Here is a 17044-nt window from a genome sequence, read left to right as displayed (position 1 = left end):
GGCATAACGAAATCCATGATGGACCTTTCCCCCGCTCTGAGCACCGGCTCCAGCAACAGGGAACCTGTCACAGAACAGCCTGACACACAGGGGATTGCGTATGTTTCCGGGGGAGTGGCGGGTTTGCAAGGTCTGGAATGCAGTTCGAGTCCCACCTCGGGCACGTGTTTCCGCAGGTCAGAGGCCGGTTAGGTCGCTGAAGGCTGCCCCCGGAACCACGTGGAGGCCGCCCGCCGGCAAAGGGTTCCCCGTGGAACCTTTGCTTACCTACCAGTGGCAACGTAACGGCGATCCCATCAACGGCGCGGTGGCGAGTATCTACAAGCTCACCGCCGCTGATGTTGGACGGAAGATCACCGTCACCATGCTGGACGAACATCCTTGACCGCTTTCAACTGTCGTGGACGTCCGCGGCGACGGGCACCGTCATCGCACCAACAGTGCTGAATGTCGTCAAGCCCAGCGTCCGTGGCCTGCCTTTCGTCGGCAGAACGCTCTCCGGGAGCGTCGGCACATGGCGTGTAGCCCCGACCCGGTACAGCTACCAGTGGCTGCGGAATGGCATCGCCATCAAGGGCGCGACCGGTAGCACCTACCGCCTCACCACCGCCGACAAGGGCAGGAAGGTCTCCGTGAGGATCGTTGCCGCCAGAGCCGGATACCTAAGCGGGTCCAGCATCTCAGCCGCTACTGCCATCGTTCGCTAAGGCCTGCCCGTCGGAACACAATCGGCCATCGCCCGCCTCTCGACCGGGGCTCCTAATCGGAGGACGATTAAGGAGCATCGTTTTAGGGAGGTCACATATGTGCGGTTCGTACAGCAAGGATTTCCGTCGCGACGCCTGGAAAGACGCCACACGGGAAACTGAGACTCGCCAGGAGCGCCGGGTGGAGGCAAAGGACTTCAAGTTCTGGTCCTTCCCTTGGCGTCGCAGGGAGTTCACCGTCCAGGAACCCGAGAAGGCTCCTGACAGAACCGGCGAGAAGGTCTAGTCCAGAACAAAAAGAAGGGCAGCCGCAAACCGCTGCCCTTCTTTCATGCCTGTCCGCACTACCGGCCGAGCAAACGCCCGGAACGTTCCCCAGCCCCTCATTGTGGGGGTCGGGGAACGTCCCGTATTTGAGTTGGCACTCCCGTTTTTTCATTAGGCCCTCCGACGAGAGTGAGGGTGTCCTGAAGCGGAACAAGCCGCAAATCCGAAGCTCCGGATGGCCGGGTCCGGCGCATCCCCCAGCAGTCCGGACCCGGCACCACCCCTCGGCTCGACGGCGGCATTCCAGCGGGAAGGCAGGGGGCAGCGGCAATGGAGATGCCTGGCGAGTGACTGTCGACCGGGCCTCATTGTTGCCGTCGGAACCCGGACCTATTATGGCCGAGAGCGGACAGCAGACCCCGCCGGTCCTCTCGAATCAGCAGAAACGGAGGCGCAACATGTCCGGGTACTTCGAAATTATTGACGCCGCTGATGGAGGATTCCGCACTCGGCTCCGAGGGCCGTCGGGCGAACTCCTGGCCGTGTCAGAGACCTTTCCGACGAAGCGGCAGGCGGCGGCCGGCATCGGTCTCATTAGGGAGGTTGCCGGGACCGGCCTCATCCGGGACATGTCCTCAGGGCATCGCGGGGAGCCGTTCCGGCGGAGGCTCCGGCTCCTTCGGGCCCAATCCGGTCGCACCGCGTTTGGCCAGCCCCGGGCAGCGCAGGCAGATCCCGCGGTTCACGGCACGGTCACCGCCAGGACGACTCTGCAGCGAACCGGTTCACGCCGCTGGCATTCTGTCACCTGACGCCCCGCAGTGGAGCAGGGCGGCGCTGACCATCTCGACACACCGCTCCCGCGAGGACTGAGCTGGGCCTGCCTGACCGGTCCTCGCCGATGTCACGTATCCGTCTCCGCATGCTCTGAGACACAACCCCGGAGCATTGGAGCCAGTAGGAGCACCGCCTACAGAGTAGGCCTGCGCGCAGGTGGTATCCGACCGTCGACGCAGGAACGCCGGCCAGTTCCGCGATCCGTGCCCTGGTGAGGCCGGCCCGGTACATCAGCACCCACTCCTGGTTCGGAGCCGCATCCTGCCCCCGTTGTAGCCACGGCATCCATCCTGCCAGCCGGGGTGAACACGCCCGATCAATTCCCCTGCGACACGCCCGTAACGCGGAGTGCCGAAGAATGTCGGGCCTTGCCCAGCGGCCGGATCCTCCCACATCAGGCGTGCAGGCGTGACACTGCCGACGCTGGTGGCGTTCGGATCGTGGGTGAGGTATTCGGCGACGGTTCGGGCGTAGCCCAGTTCTCCGCCGTCGTGCCGGGGGAGGTCCACGCGCAAGGTGGCGCCGATGCGGTCGGTGTCCACGGTGATGCAGACCAGGCTCTCGTGCGGCCAGAAGCCGAGGGTGTGTCCGATGAAGCTGAGCAGGTCGGCGGGGGATTTGATGGTGAGCGTTTCCATGGTCCTGGCTTCTTTGACCTTTTTCTCGGCCTGACTGCGGTCGTTGGATTTGGGTGCCGTTCTGATAGAGGAATCACCGCTGGGTAGCAGGGTCCGGAGTGCAACTTGGGGGACGGGCCGCAATCAAAAGTTTGGTGAGGAGATAAGCGACGGAGGAGCGCCGAACGAAACTTTTGATTGCGGTCGGCGCTTGGCGCCCTGGTTGCGCGGAGGGCCCGCCCAGCGGGAGGATCAGAATGACAAACAGCGATGATGCTTCTGGTCATTCATGAACCTGCTGGAGCGGGTCAGCATGACGCAGGTGGAGTTGCCGGAAGTTGCAGCGGAAGCGCGGGCCCGCTGCGATCACCCTGCCTCCTGGAGGCATTCACTCGGCATCGCTGCGGCCTCGTGCTGGACCGCAAGCCCACACCTGGGGCTTGGAACCCGGCAACCCGGGGCCACCCTGGGCTGAAAGCGTCACAACGACGACTGAATACCCCGTGGACACCGGGGCACGCAACCTGGTAAGCACCCTCGGGCTCGATACCCTTGGGGACGTCCACACCGACAGCTCCGGGCCCCGGCTTTCGTACGCCCAGACCATCCAGAATCTTGTCGAGCAGGGAGTGCTTTGCCGAGGCGACCTGCGCGGACTACTTCGCAAGCCGGCCACCGTAGGTGGCGGCGAGAACTATGACACAGGGGAGGGATCTTCCGGCTAACCCGGCCTCCCCGGCAATGTCGTATCGGAGTAGCCTTCCTGCATGAGCCCTGCCCATCGGCTCGCACGCATGTCCGGGCGCGATCCGGCCGAGCAACACCACCTCGACCCCGCTTGAGCTGCTCTTCGACCTTACGTTCGTCGTGGGCTTCAGCGCGGTCTCGACGCAGACGGCGCTGCTCCTGGAGAAAGGGCACTGGGCGGCCGCGGCCACGGGGTTCGGCCTTGGGGTCTTCGCGATCAGCTGGGCGTGGGTGAACTACGCGTGGCTGGCCTCCGCATACGACAACGACGACGTCTTCTTCCGTATCGCGACCGTTGATCGAGATGATCGGGGTGCTCGTGATCGCACTCGGGATGCCACCCTTCTTCCGCTCCATCGACGAAGGCCGCCATGTCGACAACGCGATCATGGTGAGCGGGTACGTGATCATGCGTGTCGCCGCGGTCGCGCTCTGGCTCCGCGCGGCGCGTCACGATCCTGAGCATCGACGGGCCTGCCTGGCCTACGCGGCTGCCGTTTCGGTGGCGCAGGTCGGGTGGGTAGTACTCATCTTCGCCTCGCTCCCGATCGGGACGACGTCGTGGATCATCGCGGCTCTCACCGGGGTCGAGCTGGCGGGCCCGCTCTTCGCCGAGCGCAAGGACGGCGGCACTCCGTGGCATCCGCACCACATCGCCGAACGGTACTCGCTGCTCGTGATCATCACACTCGGGGAGGTGATCCTCGGCACTGTCCTCGCGATCACGGCCGTCGTCGACCGGTCGGGTTGGTCAGCCGAGGTCGTGCTCGTCGCCTCCGGCGGCACTGCCCTCACCTTCGCGATGTGGTGGCTGTACTTCACCCTCCCGGCCGGGCGGGTGCTGGGACGTTATCGCCGTCGCGCGTTCGGATGGAGCTACGGGCACATCGTCGTGTTCGGCGCGGTTGTCGGCACCGGCGCCGGCCTCCACGCAGCGGCGGTCTACATCTCAGGTGAGAGCCACATCGGCGCCACTGCAACGGTCCTCACCGTCGCCCTTCCAGTGTTCGTCTTCGAGCTGATCCTTGTGACGATCTACTCGCTCCTGCTGCGCACTGCCGACCGCTACCACATCTGGATATTCGGCTCGGCCGCGATCGTCCTTGTCTCCGCCGTGGCCGCGGTGGGCCTGGGTGCGAGCGTGGGCGCCACGCTGCTCCTCGTCGCCGCCTCGCCCGCCCTCATCGTCGTCGCATACGAGACGGTCGGCTACCGACATGAGGAGCAAGCCCTGAAGCAGGCTGAGGCCTGACGCAGCCCCACCGCTGTCCGTATCCCCCGCCGGCCCCGGGCGGCATCCTCAGCCGAACGTGCAGTCGACGATGACTTTTCCTAGGGCGGTCTCGAGTACGGCGAGTTCCTGATCGTCGAGCCGCTCGACAAACAGTTTGGACACGCCGCGAAGATGGACCGGGACCGTTTCCGCCAGACGGGCGACACCGGCGTCGGTCAACGCGACAACCACGCCGCGCCCGTCCCCGGCGGCGTTTGCCCGGTGTACCAGGCCCTCATCTACCAACCTCGCGACGCGACGCGTCAATCCCGAGCGTGAGATGAGCGTGCGGGCGGCGAGGTCAGTCATCCGTAGCCCGCCGCCCGCCCCGGCCAGCTGAGCCAGGACGTCGAAGTCGGCGAGGCGCAGGCCGGTATCCTCCCAGAGATCGGTGTCGAGTTGGCGCATGAGTGTCGCGTGGGCGTGCAACAACGCGCGCCATGCCTTCTCTCCGCGCCGCCCGGGAAGTGACTCGTCGACAAGCCGGCCGAAGAGAGTAGTCACGTCGATCGGTGGGGAATTTTCGTCCATGTTCACCAGTTAACCCCACAGGTATTTGCAATCGCAAGTACATCTGAGCGGTGAGGAGGACCGTCTCATGAGTGAAGTACAGCCCAACAGGACACTGAGTGGTGGATTCTCAGCCCCGGCCGAGGAGGACCGCGTGGCGCGAACTGCAGCCGCGCTGGAAGCCAACGGGATCACTGTCCTTCGCGCCCCGAACAGCGCAGAAGCCAAACGCATGGTCCTGGATCTCATCCCGGCGGGGTCGCAAGTACATCAAGGCGCATCGGCCTCGCTCGAGGCCGCGGGCATCACCGAGGAGATAGAGAAGTCCGGCCGGTACCAGCCGCTCCGACCCCGGTTCCACGCCATGGACCGCGCCACGCAGGCCGACGAGATCCGCCGCCTCAGCGTGTCGCCGGACGTCATGCTCGGCAGTGTCCATGCCATCACCGAGACCGGGTCGCTGGTTGTCGCCTCCGCGAGCGGGAGCCAAATCGGCCCGTACGCATCCGGCGCAGGGAAGGTCATTCTCCTAGTTGGGACGCAGAAAATCGTTCCCGGCCTTGAGGACGCACTGCGCCGCGTCGATGAATACGCCTTCCCGCTGGAGGACGCGCGGGCCCAGGCAGCGTACGGCGTGCACAGCGGCGTGAACAAAGTTCTCATCATCAATCGCGAGTGGGTACCCGGCCGCATCACGGTCGTCCTCTGCGATGAGGCACTGGGGTTCTAACCGTGCCAGAACGAACGCTGGCTGTTGGGATTATCGGTAACCGTCAGGGGGAGGAATTGCGGTGCGACTGGCCGCCTAGTCCGCGACGCGTCGATACCCGCCGCTGACCCAGTCGGCGACCAGTCGGCCGTATTCCTCCGCTGCTTCTTCCCACGCGAAGTGGCCGCCGTCGAGAGGATGTATCTCGCTGTGGGGGAGGAGGTCGTCCAGGTACTCGCTGTTCGACCACGGCACGAGGTTATCGTGGCGGCCCGCGACGATCTGGGTCGGCGTGGTGATGGACGGCAGCAGATCGTGCAGCACCGGGTTCTGCTCGGGGTAGGTCCGCACAAACCGCGCCGACTCGGCGAAGCGCCCGAGGTCGTAAGCGCTGACGTAGTCCTCGTGGACCTCCGGCTCGCTGACGCTCGGGGCGGGCAGCTCGACCGCGAAGCCGATATTCGTTCTGGCGTCGAGGGCGCGCACGTCATCCAGAGACGGCGCTTCGATGATCTCCTTGAGGGCGCCGCCCGCGTCGATCGGAAAGCGGACCGCGCCGCCGCCGATGGTCAGGCTCGTGACCCGTTCTGGGGCCTTCGCAGCAAGGAATAGCGCTGCGGCCGTGCCAACGTCCGGGCCGACGACGTGCGGAACTCCCAGGCCCCATTCATCGATCAGCCGCGCCAGGAATGCTCCGGAGCCGTCCGGGGCGATCAGCTCCGGGCGGCCATCTGAATGGCCGAATCCGGGCATGTCGATGGCGACCACCCGCACGACTGCCGCAACGCGGCTCCAGATGCGGCGGAAGGCCCAAAGGCTTTCCGGCCACGGCGCCAGCAGCAGCATGGTGATGTCCGAGTCCGCCTTGTTGTCCGCGAACCTCACCCGCACCCCGTCACAGACTCGGAAGTACGTGCTGATCGTCGATACCGCCCCGGCACCCATCTGACAACTCTCTTCGTTGAACCCGCTATCGGCCGTATCGCCCACCTGATCTGTCCCGACGCGCTGCCAGGAGCGATCGCTGTAGCAGTTCTAGACCCGTCGCTCCACTCGTGTCAAGGCTGCGTGTTGACCCATGGGAAGGGTCCGCATGGAGTCAGGATTCCCGCTTCCGGTCCGGGAGACCATACTGGGGTAGTGAGGATCGACGCCGGATCAGGGGCTCAGGGGAGGCGGCGCTCCGGGGCAGGCACGAGCCTGTACCCGCCGATCGCCGACTATGGGTTTTTGTCTGACTGTGAGGCCAACTGCTTGATCGCATCGAGCGGGCAGGTGGAGTGGATGTGCGTGCCGCGTCACGACTCACCGAGCGTGTTCTCCACTATGCTCGACCGCGCCGCGGGTGGCTTCAAGGTGGCGCCGTACGGCGTCCGGGAGCCCACAGCGCGCCGCTATCTCCCCGGCAGCCTGATCCTGGAGACCACCTGGCAGACCAGGACTGGATGGCTGATCGTGAGGGACGCCCTGGTGATGGGTCCGTGGCACCACACCGAAGAGAGGGCCGGCCGATACCGCCGCCCGCCGACGAACTACGAGGCTGAGCATTGCCTGCTGCGCACCGTCCGGTGCGTCAACGGTGCAGTGGAGCTGTCCGTGCTGTGCGAGCCGGTCTTCGGCTACGGCCGGCGCCGGGCACGGTGGGAGTTCTCCGGTCCCGGATACGGGGAGGTCGTGACCGTCAGCGGCGATGAGGGGGATCCGGTGCTGCGTCTGACCACCGACCGCCGGCTGGGCATCGAGGACTCCATCGCGGTCATCCGCAGCCGCATGACCGAGGGCGAGCAGGCATTTATCGCGCTCTCCTGGGGGTCGCTGCCCCCGCCGCGGACGTGGGAGGAAGCCACGCGTAAGCAGTGGCAGACCACTGAGTTCTGGAGGCAATGGATCACCGGGGGCGAGTTCCCCGACCACCCCTGGCGGGAGGAGCTGCAGCGCAGCGCGCTGACGTTGAAGGGCCTCACCTACGCGCCGACTGGAGCTCTGGTCGCGGCGCCCACCACGTCGCTGCCCGAGACGCCCGGGGGAGAGCGGAACTGGGATTACCGGTATAGGTGGGTGCGCGATTCCACGTTCGCGCTATGGGCCCTCTACACCCTCGGCCTGGACCGGGAAGCCGACGACTTCTTCGCTTTCATCCGCGACGTCGCCGCCGAGGACGACCTGCAGATCATGTACGGCATCGACGGCGAAAGGGACCTTCCCGAGGTCACTGTCGAGGGGCTCGGCGGCTACGACGGCGCCCGCCCCGTCCGCATCGGCAACGCTGCCGCCCACCAGCGGCAGCTCGACGTCTGGGGCACCATGCTGGACTCCGTCTACCTCCACGCCAAATCCCGTGACCAGCTCCCCGAGCCGCTCTGGCCCGTCCTGCTCCGCCAGGTCGAGCAGGCCGCCGCCCACTGGCGGGACCCCGACCACGGCATCTGGGAGGTCCGTGGCGAACCGAAGCAGTTCACCTCCTCAAAGCTCATGTGCTGGGTCGCCCTGGATCGTGGTGCCCGGCTGGCGCGCCTGCACGGTCAGGCTGATTACGCCCGGAAGTGGGACACGATCGCCGAGGAGATCCATGAGGACATCTGCCGCAATGGTGTCGACGACCGCGGTGTGTTCGTCCAGTCCTACGGCACGACGAACCTCGATGCGTCGCTGCTCCTTGTCCCCCTTGTCCGGTTCCTGCCCGCCAACGATCCACGCGTGCGCGCTACCGTCTTGGCCATCGCCGACGAACTCACCCGGGACGGGCTCGTCCTGCGCTACCGCCCCGAGCAGACCGACGACGGACTCACCGGCGTCGAGGGGACCTTCACGACCTGCTCGTTCTGGCTCGTCTCAGCCCTCGTCGAGATCGGAGAAGTGGTACGCGCCATGGCACTGTGCGAACGTCTGCTGTCCCTCGCCAGTCCCTTGGGCCTCTACGCTGAGGAGCTGGATCCGCTGAGCGGCCGACACCTCGGCAACTTCCCACAGGCGTTCACCCACCTGGCTCTCCTCAACGCGCTCGTGCACCTCATCCGCGCCGAAGAAACGAACCGCGCGGCCCAGTTCGCCCCTGCACACCGCAACACCTGACAGCAGCGCCCGTGACCAGCGTGTTCTGGAGGATTCCCCGCGGACGGTCAGGATCCATCCGGGACGGAAGTGTAGGCGTACATGTCCATGGCCATCAGGGCTTCTCCTCTTGCCCTTCACAAGGGCCCAAGAACTTGCGCCCCGATCTGCGCCGTCGGTGCCGTCTCCTTGCGAAGTAGGCGAAGGTCAGATGCGGAGGCCAGCGAGGGCCTGAGCCTCTACGAAAGCCGACTTGGCGGGTATGCCGGAACCGGATGACCGCGTGCCTTCTGGGCCCGCTAAGGGCGCGCCGGCTTCGGTTCGCTGATCCGGCGGGCGGCCTCGACGACAGCAGCACGGTGCTCGGCCAGCCGCTGCGCCGACCACGACTGCACATCCTCCTGCGCGTCCGCGCCTTCGATGGCCCAGAACCATGCCTGGGCCGCGGCGAGGACCATGGTCAGCAGATCTTCGGGTCCCATGTCCCGGGCGAGGTCGCCGTGCTGCTGCGCCTGGGCCACCTCGGCGGTCTTGTGCCGGAACGCGCCTGGTTCAAGTCCGGTGGCGGACGGGCGTTCCAGGAGTTTCCATAGTCGCAGGCGCATGAGGTCGGGTCGGGCGACGAGGTGGTCGAAGATCGCCTCCGCGTATCCGGGCAGGTCATCAACGTCGAACGGCACCGACTCGGCACCCGCCGTCAGTGCCCGACGCAGAACCTGGCTGGGTGAATCAGACGGGGGCGTCCGGTCATGCGAATTTCCGCGTTTCAGCCATGAGAGATGTCTGAGGAGGAGAACTCGCGATGGGGATTTCGAGTGAACCAATGTTCCGGGACCTGATGGTCCAGAACGGACTGGTGGGAAGTCCGCACCGGAAGACTCGCAGCAGAACACAGCTGCCGCGCCCCCTGGTTGGGGAGCGCGGCAGTCGCTCGGAGTTGCTCAAAATCTGTCGGAAAAGGGGTGTGGACACTGTCCACAGTTCGGGCTCGCTTGTAGTCCTGATCGTCGCAGCTGTCGTGGCCGTGGCGGGGCTGGCTGGGCGGTCCGGTGGTCGCCGGCGGCGTCTCTTTGACCTTACCGACGCAGTCGGCCCGCGGTTGTCCCTCCTGAAAGAGCCGGAATCCGCGGCCTCTGTCGCCCACCTCCAATGGACACCGGCGGAATCCACATCCGAAGCGGTCCTGGCTCCGTTTCAGCGCGTCACGAACGCTCCCGGGTGATTCCGGCGGCAGAGCGACGAGAGCCGAGCCATCTAGGGTCGATTGGTTCGAGTAGCCCGCTAGGCGCGTATTCGGCCAGGAACACACCAATTTGGTCGCTTACTTCGTCAACTGCCTGAGATGTCAGTTGCTTGAGCTCCGGGACAAGTTTCTCCCTTTTCACGCCGTCCGCAGTGGCCCATCTTCGGCGCAGCTCCGCAGCCTTTTCCACCCACGTCCTTTCGAGTTGATCGAACCGAGCGCGGATCATCGGTTGCCGCTCGGGGAACCGGGACCCCGACGGGTCCCCCTTAGCCGCGTCCAGCAGATTCTGAAACTTCCACCAGTATCCGGAAGGATCGAACTGGGCCTGCTCGCACTCTTCCGGCGGACGGGGGACCTGGGGAGGCGCTGGTGTTTGGAGAGATTCCGGTATCTCACCGGACTGCAGGAAGATGGGAATGTAAGCCCCAACGCAGGGGGACAGCGGTGTCCACCAGATCGTGGTGAGATCATCATCATGCCTTGCCGTTTCGACAATAATTGAACCCGCGGTGTTCCCCCACGTAAATCCAGCAGGATGTTCATGCATGCACAATGTCAGGAAGTCAGGTCGGGCTGCGTTGAAGTACGGGCCGTCCAGAAATGTCCCCTCAAAATGGTCGCGCAGAACTCCTTTGGCGCTGTGCAGTTGGACCCCGCCGGCTTCCTTAGCCTTCTGAAGCATCTGCTGCGAGCGGCGCTGCCTCATGTGTGAAACCTGAAGCGACGTCAATGGATCGACATGGGTTGCCGCATAGTCAAAGGGGCGGTCCTTGACCAGCCAGCCTTCCTGGCACGCAGTGCTGAGCAGACCCTCACTTTTTCGATCATATTCCGTCCGTATGGAGGGTTCGTTGCTGATCGAGTAAATTCCGGATTGCACGCGGCGACTGATCCACTCGCGTCCGCTGGTTTCGAGAATCCAGGCATCCTTTCCATCCGCAATCAGATATGAGTTGTCGTAGGACCCGTCCACGGGCGGTTTCCCTAGGACGCCCGAACCCCACTGCCCGTACCGCTCAAGGAGTCGCGTCATGGCATCCAGTGCTTGAATTGCCGTCCGTCCGCGTTCCAGTCCGAGCCTGACCAGTTCCATGCCGATGATGCCGCTCGACGGCGGGTCTCCAGCCTTTGCCGCCGCGACACAGCTTGCCCAAGCGCGCGTGAACTGAGCTTCGTTGCCGATGCTGACGTTGTGTTCGTTGACGCCGAACTCGTATCCCCAGCACCAGAAGGGTGCTGCGCCGACGTGGGCATACGCCGGCTCGTCTTCAATGGAGACATACGCGAGGTCGAGCCGCTCTGACTTAGGCCGCCTCGGCACGTAGCGCAGAGGCTGCACTTCACCGGCGGGACGATCGCTGTTCTTGCCGAAGATGAGCCGGCCGTCCGCCGTCGCATCTGCCTGAGCGACGTATGTGTCGCAGCTCCATGGCTTCAACATTTCCCCCCTCAAAGGAGCACTCTATCGAGTTCGGCGGTTTTCTTGGGCAGGTAGTACTGGCCCTTGCTGCTGACCGTTAGTGCCACGTGCACGATGGGTCCGAGAATCATCGAGATGAACGAAGCGTAGGCGATCGGATACACCTCGATGATTCCAAGGGCCCCGACCCCAACCGCCAGCCCCAGGGAGATGAGACCGCAGGGGTTCCACGGCCGGACTTCCTCCTCGCGATATTCGATGTCTTCTCCGCGGCCAAGCTTGAGCCAGCGGCGGCAGATGAAGTAGTCCGCAAGAATGATCAGCACCCAGGTGTTCGTCAGAACACCGGTAATGGCCAGGAAGGTTCCCAAGTGATTGATGACGTTGGTCGCGTAGAAGATCACACCGAAGAGCCAGACAGCGAACATCCACCATGGGCGGCCGGGGCGGAAGTGCGCGGCGACGTCGAAGCCGCTAGAGAGCGTGATTGACCCACCGTATAGGTTCATGACGTTGATACGGATCTGGGTCACGACGACAAATATGACACCTGCCAGTCCAAGCAGATGCACGAACACAAACCCTGGATCCTGCGCCTTTTCAACGCCAAACTGTCCCACGAGAGATGCTCCCAAGAACGCTCCGAGGAAGATCACGACAAACATTGGTATGAGTTCCAGGATCATGATCATGGCGGTGCCGCGGTATCGGATGTTCTTGGCAGCGAATCGTCCGTAGTCGGTGGCCATGAGACCTTGGAAGATCATCTGGCCGTTGGCAAAGCTCATCGCCGTCCACATCGCTACTCCTCCGGAGACTCCGGTGGCTGCCCATCCCTCAGGTCCTGCCCCGCCGCCCTGTCCCTGAAGCTCGAGAAGTGCCCAAATCAGCAGGCCAACAAAAATGGGGAAGCCCCACGTCTGTAGGACAGACATGGCGTACATGCCCCGCCATACGAACGCAATCGTGGCCAGCCCGATGCCAGCGAAGATCAGAATGCCGCCGAGGGAGTTGATCTCGATATTGAAGTAATAGGCAACTGCATGGGAAACGATTGTCCCTTCAAATAGGAAGTAGTAAATGAAGTTGACCGCGTAAATGAATGATGTCAGGGCCGCGCCTCGGCTGCCGAAACCAAGTCCGCGGGAAATCAGGCTTTGCGACAGTCCTTCGCGGCTCGCCATCCGCATGGTCAGCGCACCGATCAGAATGGCTCCGAAGAAGAAGTAGCCGATTGGGATAAGCATCATCGGCCAGCCCACAAGGAACGTCTGCTGGGCGCCGAAGGAGAAAAAGAACATCGCTGTGGCGTTGCCCAGCAAAACTAGGCTGATCGCGGGAATGGACCATCGTTTCTCGGCCGGGACCCTTTCGATGGCGTAGCTTTCGATTTGGTCATCAATTGAGGCCTCTGGCCCCTTGAAGATCTTCAGGACGGACATGGAAAATTTCCTCAGTTTGTTGGACGAAAGGCTTCATGCAATGCCGATGGTGGAGCGTCACGCTCTCGCGACCGTGGGACGGTGTCGACGTTAGCTAGTGACGGGAGAAAGGCGGTTCCATGTCGGTGTAGGAGCCTGGACGTGTGGTGTGAGAGCACGTGCAGTTAGCGCCCTGCACCTCCACGCGTAAGGTCAACGACTCGGTACCTTCAACTTTGATTTCCACTGGTTCATGGCCCGTGGCTGAAACCGTAAGGCTCTTTTCCGCGAGGGGGAATTGGGTCATGGTCTCTCGTCTTTCTCTAGGCCATGCGGCCGGTTTTCTTGGTGGTTGATTCACCAGTCCTGATGCTCGAGCGTCAGTCCGAAGGGCACGGCATCACTGAGCGCGACGGTGAAGGAATCGTGGGCGTGTGTCGTGACGAGAATTCCCTGGCGTCCTTCGCGGATTGCCGTTGTCCTGGCGACTGCCACGGCTTCGTCGAGCTGGCGTTCCATGCTGGCACGGTCTGTCGCAGTGATTGCCATGGTTAGGTCAAGGGCCGTTCTCATCGTTCTATCCTTCTCTTTTTCTCGATTGCTAACCTCGGCGTGTAGCTGTGTGAACCAGACCACATCGAGGACTGACCTCAGTTTCGCTCCAGATGCGGTGTGGCTGGCTACTACCTTGCCGGGTGGACTATCCGGGACAGGGGTTGGCCACCCGGGTGGGCGGTGGCCTGGTTTGGCACGAGTATCCGTATTAGGCCGTCACGCGCAGCCCGGGTCCGGATCCACGTGTCCAGGACTTCGGGGGACCAGTCAAAGACCGGCGGCACGGAGCGTCTCTTGGGCGGTGAACCGCGCTGCGCCTTGCCGTATATCGGGTCACGTCCCGTGGAGTGGTGTCAATCTCGGGTTCTGAGCGTCGCTTCGTTGACGTGAAGAGCCATCGTGCGATGGTCAGTGAGAAGTGTCTAGGAATCGCTCGAGGGGACACAAACACACGATGGCTCTTGACCAGAGAGCCCGGTTGGACCTGCTTGGCCAACTGAAAGTCACCGATGTCACGGAACGGTTCGCTCGGCCACGGAGAAGCTCTACCAGGAGCTCATCGACGCGGAAGCGACGCGTTTATCGGCGCTGGCCTTTTCGAATGCACCGATGAGCGCACGACGCGCCGCAACGGGACCCCCCAGACCTTGTCCAAGACAGCCGGGGACCTGGAATTGAAGGTCCCGAAGCTGCGGCGGGGCTCATTCTTCCCCTCCCTGCTCGAACGGCCCCGCCGCGTGGACCAGGCCCTGTTCGCTGTCGTGATGGAGGTGTACCTGCACGGGGTCTCAACCCGGAAAGCGACCGAAATCGCCGCCCTTTTCCACGTCACCCGGTCCACCATCTATCGCATCGTTCAACGCACGCTGTAGTCACAAAACTTCGACAATCCCTGTACCGTGGCGGACGCTGTAGCGGCGGTCCAAGGCGACTATCCGTCCCGGGTTCGCTTGGTCAGCGGGCACTCGCATCTGCTGTGAGCAGTCCCGTACTGTGGTCGGCCGTTTCGTCGGTGAGGTCGACTCCCGCGTCTGAGGCCAGGACCTTGATGAGCGCGGAAGCGTTTTCGTTACCGAAGCCGGCCTCAACGGCTCGTTCGATGGTGGATACGGTTGCCCGGGTGCCGGGAACTGAGACGCCTAGTCTTTCGGCGAATGTTTGCACGAGTTTTCCGTCTTTGAGCATCAGGTTGAGGGCAAAGCTGGGGGTGTAGTCTCCGGCGACTACGGCTGCGCCGACGCCGTCGAAGATGGGGGAACGGAAGTCTGTGACCTTGAGTACCCCAAGAACATCGTGGAGGCTCAGGCCGGCTTTCCGTGCCAGGGACAGTGATTCGCCGAGGGCTTCAAGCTGGGCGGCGACCAGCAGGTTGCCGACGAGCTTCATGCGAGCTCCGTTTCCCGATGGTCCCATGTAGTGGGTAGTTTCACTGATCGCCGAGAGCACGGGGCGGGCACGGTTGAAGGTCTCCAGCTCGCCTCCTGCGACGACCCAGAGCCCGCCCGCCGCGGCTTCGCCTTTTGAGCCGAAGACGGGTGCGTCCAGGAAAGCTACGTTGCGTGCGGCGAAGGCCTCAGCTTCTTCTGCACTGGTTTCCGGGTCGATGGTTGATAGATCGATAACGATCGAGTCGGGATTCACAGTTTCTGCCAGACCGCCCGACGCTAGCACCACTTCTCGCACCGCGGCGTCGTCGGACAGGCAGTACATGACGAAATCTGCGTCTTTTGTTGCTTCGGCGAGGGTGGCAGCCGATGTGGCTCCTCGCGTCACTGCTTGGTTCACCTGCTCCGGGGAGCGGTTCCAGACGGTGACGTTGTGGCCGGCGTGCAGCAGGTTGTTCACCATGCCGCGGCCCATCGTTCCCAGGCCGATGAATGCAATCGTGCTCATGTGAAGCTCCTTGTGGTTATTTTCATAGGTTTTTGAAACGGGCAGTCCCGGGCACGAGCTACTCCCGGCGAACCCTTTGCCTGTGAGCGGGCAGGATCCAGCTCGAATCGGAATCTCTTCGCTGGGGTCGCTCTGCTGGCGTCAGCCGGCACGGGAAGTCCGGCAGGAGACTGCTGCCTTGCGGGGTCTGCAAGTGACGTTACGGATGTTGGGAGGCTATGTCAGCAGGTTTGCCGCTCCCTGCTTTTCCTAGGACTGGCAGTCCTACCTTCGCCGTAGCAAGCGCGGACGCGGGGATGCACGAGGAAGACATGGGCCAGAGTGCGGAGTTTGGAAAATTCCTGAAGGCAATGCGGTCACGCCTGACCCTGGAGCAGGCCGGGATCGGCACACCCTCCGGCGCCCGGGGGTCTCCGGGCTGCGGCGCGAAGAGATCGCGCGGCTGGCCGATGTCAGCACGATGAGCACGAAGACGCCGCCGACGCACCCGGTCCCGGGCGCGCACCTAAGGCGAGACGCCATTTCAAACTGATGCGGGTGGCTGCCGGGCAGGAGCTGGCGAGGGGGAGCTGTGACAAGAACGGGCCGCGCCCAGTTACCTGCTTGCTCGGACCTGGCAGGATGTCCAGTGGCTTGTCTCTTCAGGAGATTGGCGCCGAAGCCGCCTAAGGCTGGCTGTAATCAGCCGGTGTTGGCGGGTCGCCAGACGTGCTGTTGACGAGGTCCCGTCCGATTAGGTGGTTTGTGACCCACCTTTAGACGTCGCTGAGACATCCTCCATTCACCGGGTGGCTGTAGCGTGTGCCTGTCCGCGACGTCCCGCTGAAGGAGCCCTGAGATGCCGGTAATCACGACGTGGAACTTGGAAACTTCTTCCGGCCCGGAGGGGAGTACGGTCCCCGCGCCCAGGACGTCTACGAGAAGAAGCTCACATATATGGCTGACCGGATCGACGCCCTGGCCCCGGACGTGGTGGCGGTCCAAGAAGTCGGAGATCCGAGCGCTCTGACGGATCTGGCGGGCCGGCTGCCGGGAACCTGGCACACCGCTCTGTCACAAGCCGGACCGGCGCGGTATCCGGGTCGGGTTCCTGAGCCGAACTCCGGTCGCCGGAATGGGGGAGGTGACACTGCCTGCCCCTTGCTGCCGGTGCAGGTCGGGGATGCTCCCACGGACATGGACGGGTCGATGGGCCGTGGCGCCCTTCACGTCAGGACTACGATCGGCGGCCTCGAGTCGGACCTGGTCACCGCGCACCTGAAATCGAAGCTGCTCACCTACCCTGGCTGCCGGTTCAGATCACTGAACGAGGACGAGCGGGCGCGGTACGGCGCCTATGCCCTGTACCGGAGGACCATGGAAGCCGCGACGCTGCGGATTTACGCCAATGGGATCCTGGAGGGCGGCGTGCAAAACCTGGTCGTCCTGGGCGACATGAACGACACCCAGCTGGCGGCCGCCACACAGATTCTCTATGGCCCGGACGGATCCCAGCTGGGCCCCCGGCTTCGACCGGCCCGACGCCGGTGACGCGTCCCGGCTCTGGAACATTGCCCCGCGGATACCTGACGGGCACCGGTTCTCGCGCCTTCATGGAGGCGACCGGGAGCTCATCGACCACATCCTGCTCAGCCACAGCCTGGTCCAAAACCTGGTCGGCGCGGATGCCTACATCCAGGACGTCACCACGATCGGGAACACACCGTCCAGTCGCCGGGACGCCACCGTCCCGGACCACGCACCGATCACCGTCATATCGGCTAGGAGGACCTCAGCGGGGACGCCCTGGCC

At 63.9% G+C, this 17044-nt stretch carries 16 protein-coding genes and 3 pseudogenes; 11 read left to right on the top strand and 8 right to left on the bottom strand.

The genetic code is table 11. The features are described from left to right. Nucleotides 1-250: 250 nt before the first annotated feature. The 3 genes from ASG92_RS30280 to ASG92_RS30450 all read left to right on the top strand — a co-directional run bounded on the left by ASG92_RS30280 (nucleotide 251) and on the right by ASG92_RS30450 (nucleotide 1786). Nucleotides 251-385 carry a hypothetical protein gene (locus ASG92_RS30280; RefSeq protein ID WP_277309144.1) on the top strand — a complete coding sequence of 45 codons (135 nt, stop codon included), beginning with the start codon at nucleotides 251-253 and terminating at the stop codon, nucleotides 383-385. A gap of 55 nt (nucleotides 386-440) precedes the next feature. Further along, nucleotides 441-707 carry a hypothetical protein gene (locus ASG92_RS13190; RefSeq protein WP_056629022.1) on the top strand — a complete coding sequence of 89 codons (267 nt, stop codon included), beginning with the start codon at nucleotides 441-443 and terminating at the stop codon, nucleotides 705-707. A gap of 662 nt (nucleotides 708-1369) precedes the next feature. Further along, nucleotides 1370-1786, top strand: coding sequence for a DUF1508 domain-containing protein (locus tag ASG92_RS30450; protein ID WP_346762993.1), 417 nt, complete (start codon nucleotides 1370-1372; stop codon nucleotides 1784-1786). A gap of 255 nt (nucleotides 1787-2041) precedes the next feature. Here ASG92_RS30450 and ASG92_RS13175 read toward each other — a convergent pair whose 3' ends face one another. Beyond that, on the bottom strand, nucleotides 2042-2449 hold the full coding sequence (locus tag ASG92_RS13175; protein WP_056629017.1) for a DUF4192 family protein: 408 nt from the start codon (nucleotides 2447-2449) through the stop codon (nucleotides 2042-2044). A 482-nt stretch (nucleotides 2450-2931) separates the two neighbouring features. Between ASG92_RS13175 and ASG92_RS29245 the strand changes: the two genes are divergently transcribed. The 3 genes and pseudogenes from ASG92_RS29245 (at nucleotide 2932) to ASG92_RS13165 (ending at nucleotide 4427) form a co-directional block, all read left to right on the top strand. Continuing rightward, nucleotides 2932-3153, top strand: a complete 222-nt coding sequence (locus tag ASG92_RS29245) for a hypothetical protein (protein ID WP_056629014.1) — start codon at nucleotides 2932-2934, stop codon at nucleotides 3151-3153. Between the two features lie 142 nt (nucleotides 3154-3295). Further along, a pseudogene (locus ASG92_RS29820) lies at nucleotides 3296-3412 on the top strand (hypothetical protein); the annotation flags it as partial. 67 nt (nucleotides 3413-3479) lie between these two features. Then, nucleotides 3480-4427: a low temperature requirement protein A gene (locus ASG92_RS13165; protein ID WP_240987127.1), complete on the top strand. Its 948-nt coding sequence runs from the start codon at nucleotides 3480-3482 to the stop codon at nucleotides 4425-4427. Between the two features lie 48 nt (nucleotides 4428-4475). Here the strand turns inward: ASG92_RS13165 and ASG92_RS13160 are convergent, their stop codons facing one another. Continuing rightward, nucleotides 4476-4979 (bottom strand): MarR family winged helix-turn-helix transcriptional regulator, encoded by a 504-nt coding sequence (locus tag ASG92_RS13160; protein ID WP_082579492.1) that lies wholly within the window; start codon nucleotides 4977-4979, stop codon nucleotides 4476-4478. A gap of 67 nt (nucleotides 4980-5046) precedes the next feature. Here ASG92_RS13160 and ASG92_RS13155 point away from each other — a divergent pair, with 67 nt between their 5' ends. Beyond that, nucleotides 5047-5688, top strand: a complete 642-nt coding sequence (locus ASG92_RS13155) for a lactate utilization protein (protein WP_056629011.1) — start codon at nucleotides 5047-5049, stop codon at nucleotides 5686-5688. A gap of 75 nt (nucleotides 5689-5763) precedes the next feature. Here the strand turns inward: ASG92_RS13155 and ASG92_RS13150 are convergent, their stop codons facing one another. After that, entirely contained in the window at nucleotides 5764-6612 is an 849-nt protein-coding gene (locus tag ASG92_RS13150; RefSeq protein ID WP_056629010.1) for an alpha/beta hydrolase, read from the bottom strand. A 195-nt stretch (nucleotides 6613-6807) separates the two neighbouring features. Between ASG92_RS13150 and ASG92_RS13145 the strand changes: the two genes are divergently transcribed. After that, entirely contained in the window at nucleotides 6808-8739 is a 1932-nt protein-coding gene (locus ASG92_RS13145; RefSeq protein WP_056629007.1) for a glycoside hydrolase family 15 protein, read from the top strand. Between the two features lie 278 nt (nucleotides 8740-9017). On the opposite strand, the gene ASG92_RS13140 is transcribed toward ASG92_RS13145, so the two are convergent. The 4 genes from ASG92_RS13140 to ASG92_RS13120 form a co-directional block, all read right to left on the bottom strand. Beyond that, entirely contained in the window at nucleotides 9018-9398 is a 381-nt protein-coding gene (locus ASG92_RS13140; protein WP_056629005.1) for a hypothetical protein, read from the bottom strand. 522 nt (nucleotides 9399-9920) lie between these two features. Then, nucleotides 9921-11405 (bottom strand): C69 family dipeptidase, encoded by a 1485-nt coding sequence (locus ASG92_RS13130; protein ID WP_056629000.1) that lies wholly within the window; start codon nucleotides 11403-11405, stop codon nucleotides 9921-9923. Nucleotides 11406-11413: 8 nt separating this feature from the next. Beyond that, a complete protein-coding gene (locus tag ASG92_RS13125) occupies nucleotides 11414-12826 on the bottom strand; it encodes a cytosine permease (RefSeq protein ID WP_056628997.1) in 1413 nt (470 codons plus the stop codon). 336 nt (nucleotides 12827-13162) lie between these two features. Beyond that, nucleotides 13163-13378, bottom strand: a complete 216-nt coding sequence (locus tag ASG92_RS13120; protein ID WP_056628994.1) for a hypothetical protein — start codon at nucleotides 13376-13378, stop codon at nucleotides 13163-13165. A gap of 520 nt (nucleotides 13379-13898) precedes the next feature. On the opposite strand from ASG92_RS13120, the pseudogene ASG92_RS27365 reads away from it, so the two are divergent. Next, nucleotides 13899-14172: pseudogene (locus tag ASG92_RS27365) on the top strand (transposase); the annotation flags it as partial. Nucleotides 14173-14314: 142 nt separating this feature from the next. On the opposite strand, the gene ASG92_RS13110 reads toward ASG92_RS27365, so the two are convergent. Beyond that, a complete protein-coding gene (locus tag ASG92_RS13110; RefSeq protein WP_277309146.1) occupies nucleotides 14315-15298 on the bottom strand; it encodes an NAD(P)-dependent oxidoreductase in 984 nt (327 codons plus the stop codon). 266 nt (nucleotides 15299-15564) lie between these two features. Between ASG92_RS13110 and ASG92_RS29815 the strand changes: the two are divergent. Together ASG92_RS29815 and ASG92_RS13105 are read left to right on the top strand one after the other, a co-directional pair. Next, nucleotides 15565-15713, top strand: a pseudogene (locus ASG92_RS29815) (transcriptional regulator); the annotation flags it as partial. A gap of 395 nt (nucleotides 15714-16108) precedes the next feature. Continuing rightward, nucleotides 16109-16783 (top strand): endonuclease/exonuclease/phosphatase family protein, encoded by a 675-nt coding sequence (locus tag ASG92_RS13105; protein ID WP_200951964.1) that lies wholly within the window; start codon nucleotides 16109-16111, stop codon nucleotides 16781-16783. Nucleotides 16784-17044 lie beyond the last annotated feature (261 nt).

It is taken from the genome of Arthrobacter sp. Soil736 (assembly GCF_001428005.1).
Lineage (GTDB): Bacteria > Actinomycetota > Actinomycetes > Actinomycetales > Micrococcaceae > Arthrobacter.
The sequence above is the reverse complement of the archived record's forward strand: the minus strand, read 5'-3'. Positions and strand labels throughout refer to the sequence as shown.

What these genes read in the sequence shown, in the direction of transcription:
- ASG92_RS30450 (WP_346762993.1), top strand. Translation starts at nt 1,370, where the DNA reads ATGGCCGAGAGCGGACAGCAGACCCCGCCGGTCCTCTCGAATCAGCAG.
- ASG92_RS13175 (WP_056629017.1), bottom strand. Translation starts at nt 2,449, where the DNA reads ATGGAAACGCTCACCATCAAATCCCCCGCCGACCTGCTCAGCTTCATC.
- ASG92_RS13165 (WP_240987127.1), top strand. Translation starts at nt 3,480, where the DNA reads ATGATCGGGGTGCTCGTGATCGCACTCGGGATGCCACCCTTCTTCCGC.
- ASG92_RS13160 (WP_082579492.1), bottom strand. Translation starts at nt 4,979, where the DNA reads ATGGACGAAAATTCCCCACCGATCGACGTGACTACTCTCTTCGGCCGG.
- ASG92_RS13155 (WP_056629011.1), top strand. Translation starts at nt 5,047, where the DNA reads ATGAGTGAAGTACAGCCCAACAGGACACTGAGTGGTGGATTCTCAGCC.
- ASG92_RS13150 (WP_056629010.1), bottom strand. Translation starts at nt 6,612, where the DNA reads ATGGGTGCCGGGGCGGTATCGACGATCAGCACGTACTTCCGAGTCTGT.
- ASG92_RS13130 (WP_056629000.1), bottom strand. Translation starts at nt 11,405, where the DNA reads ATGTTGAAGCCATGGAGCTGCGACACATACGTCGCTCAGGCAGATGCG.
- ASG92_RS13125 (WP_056628997.1), bottom strand. Translation starts at nt 12,826, where the DNA reads ATGTCCGTCCTGAAGATCTTCAAGGGGCCAGAGGCCTCAATTGATGAC.
- ASG92_RS13120 (WP_056628994.1), bottom strand. Translation starts at nt 13,378, where the DNA reads ATGAGAACGGCCCTTGACCTAACCATGGCAATCACTGCGACAGACCGT.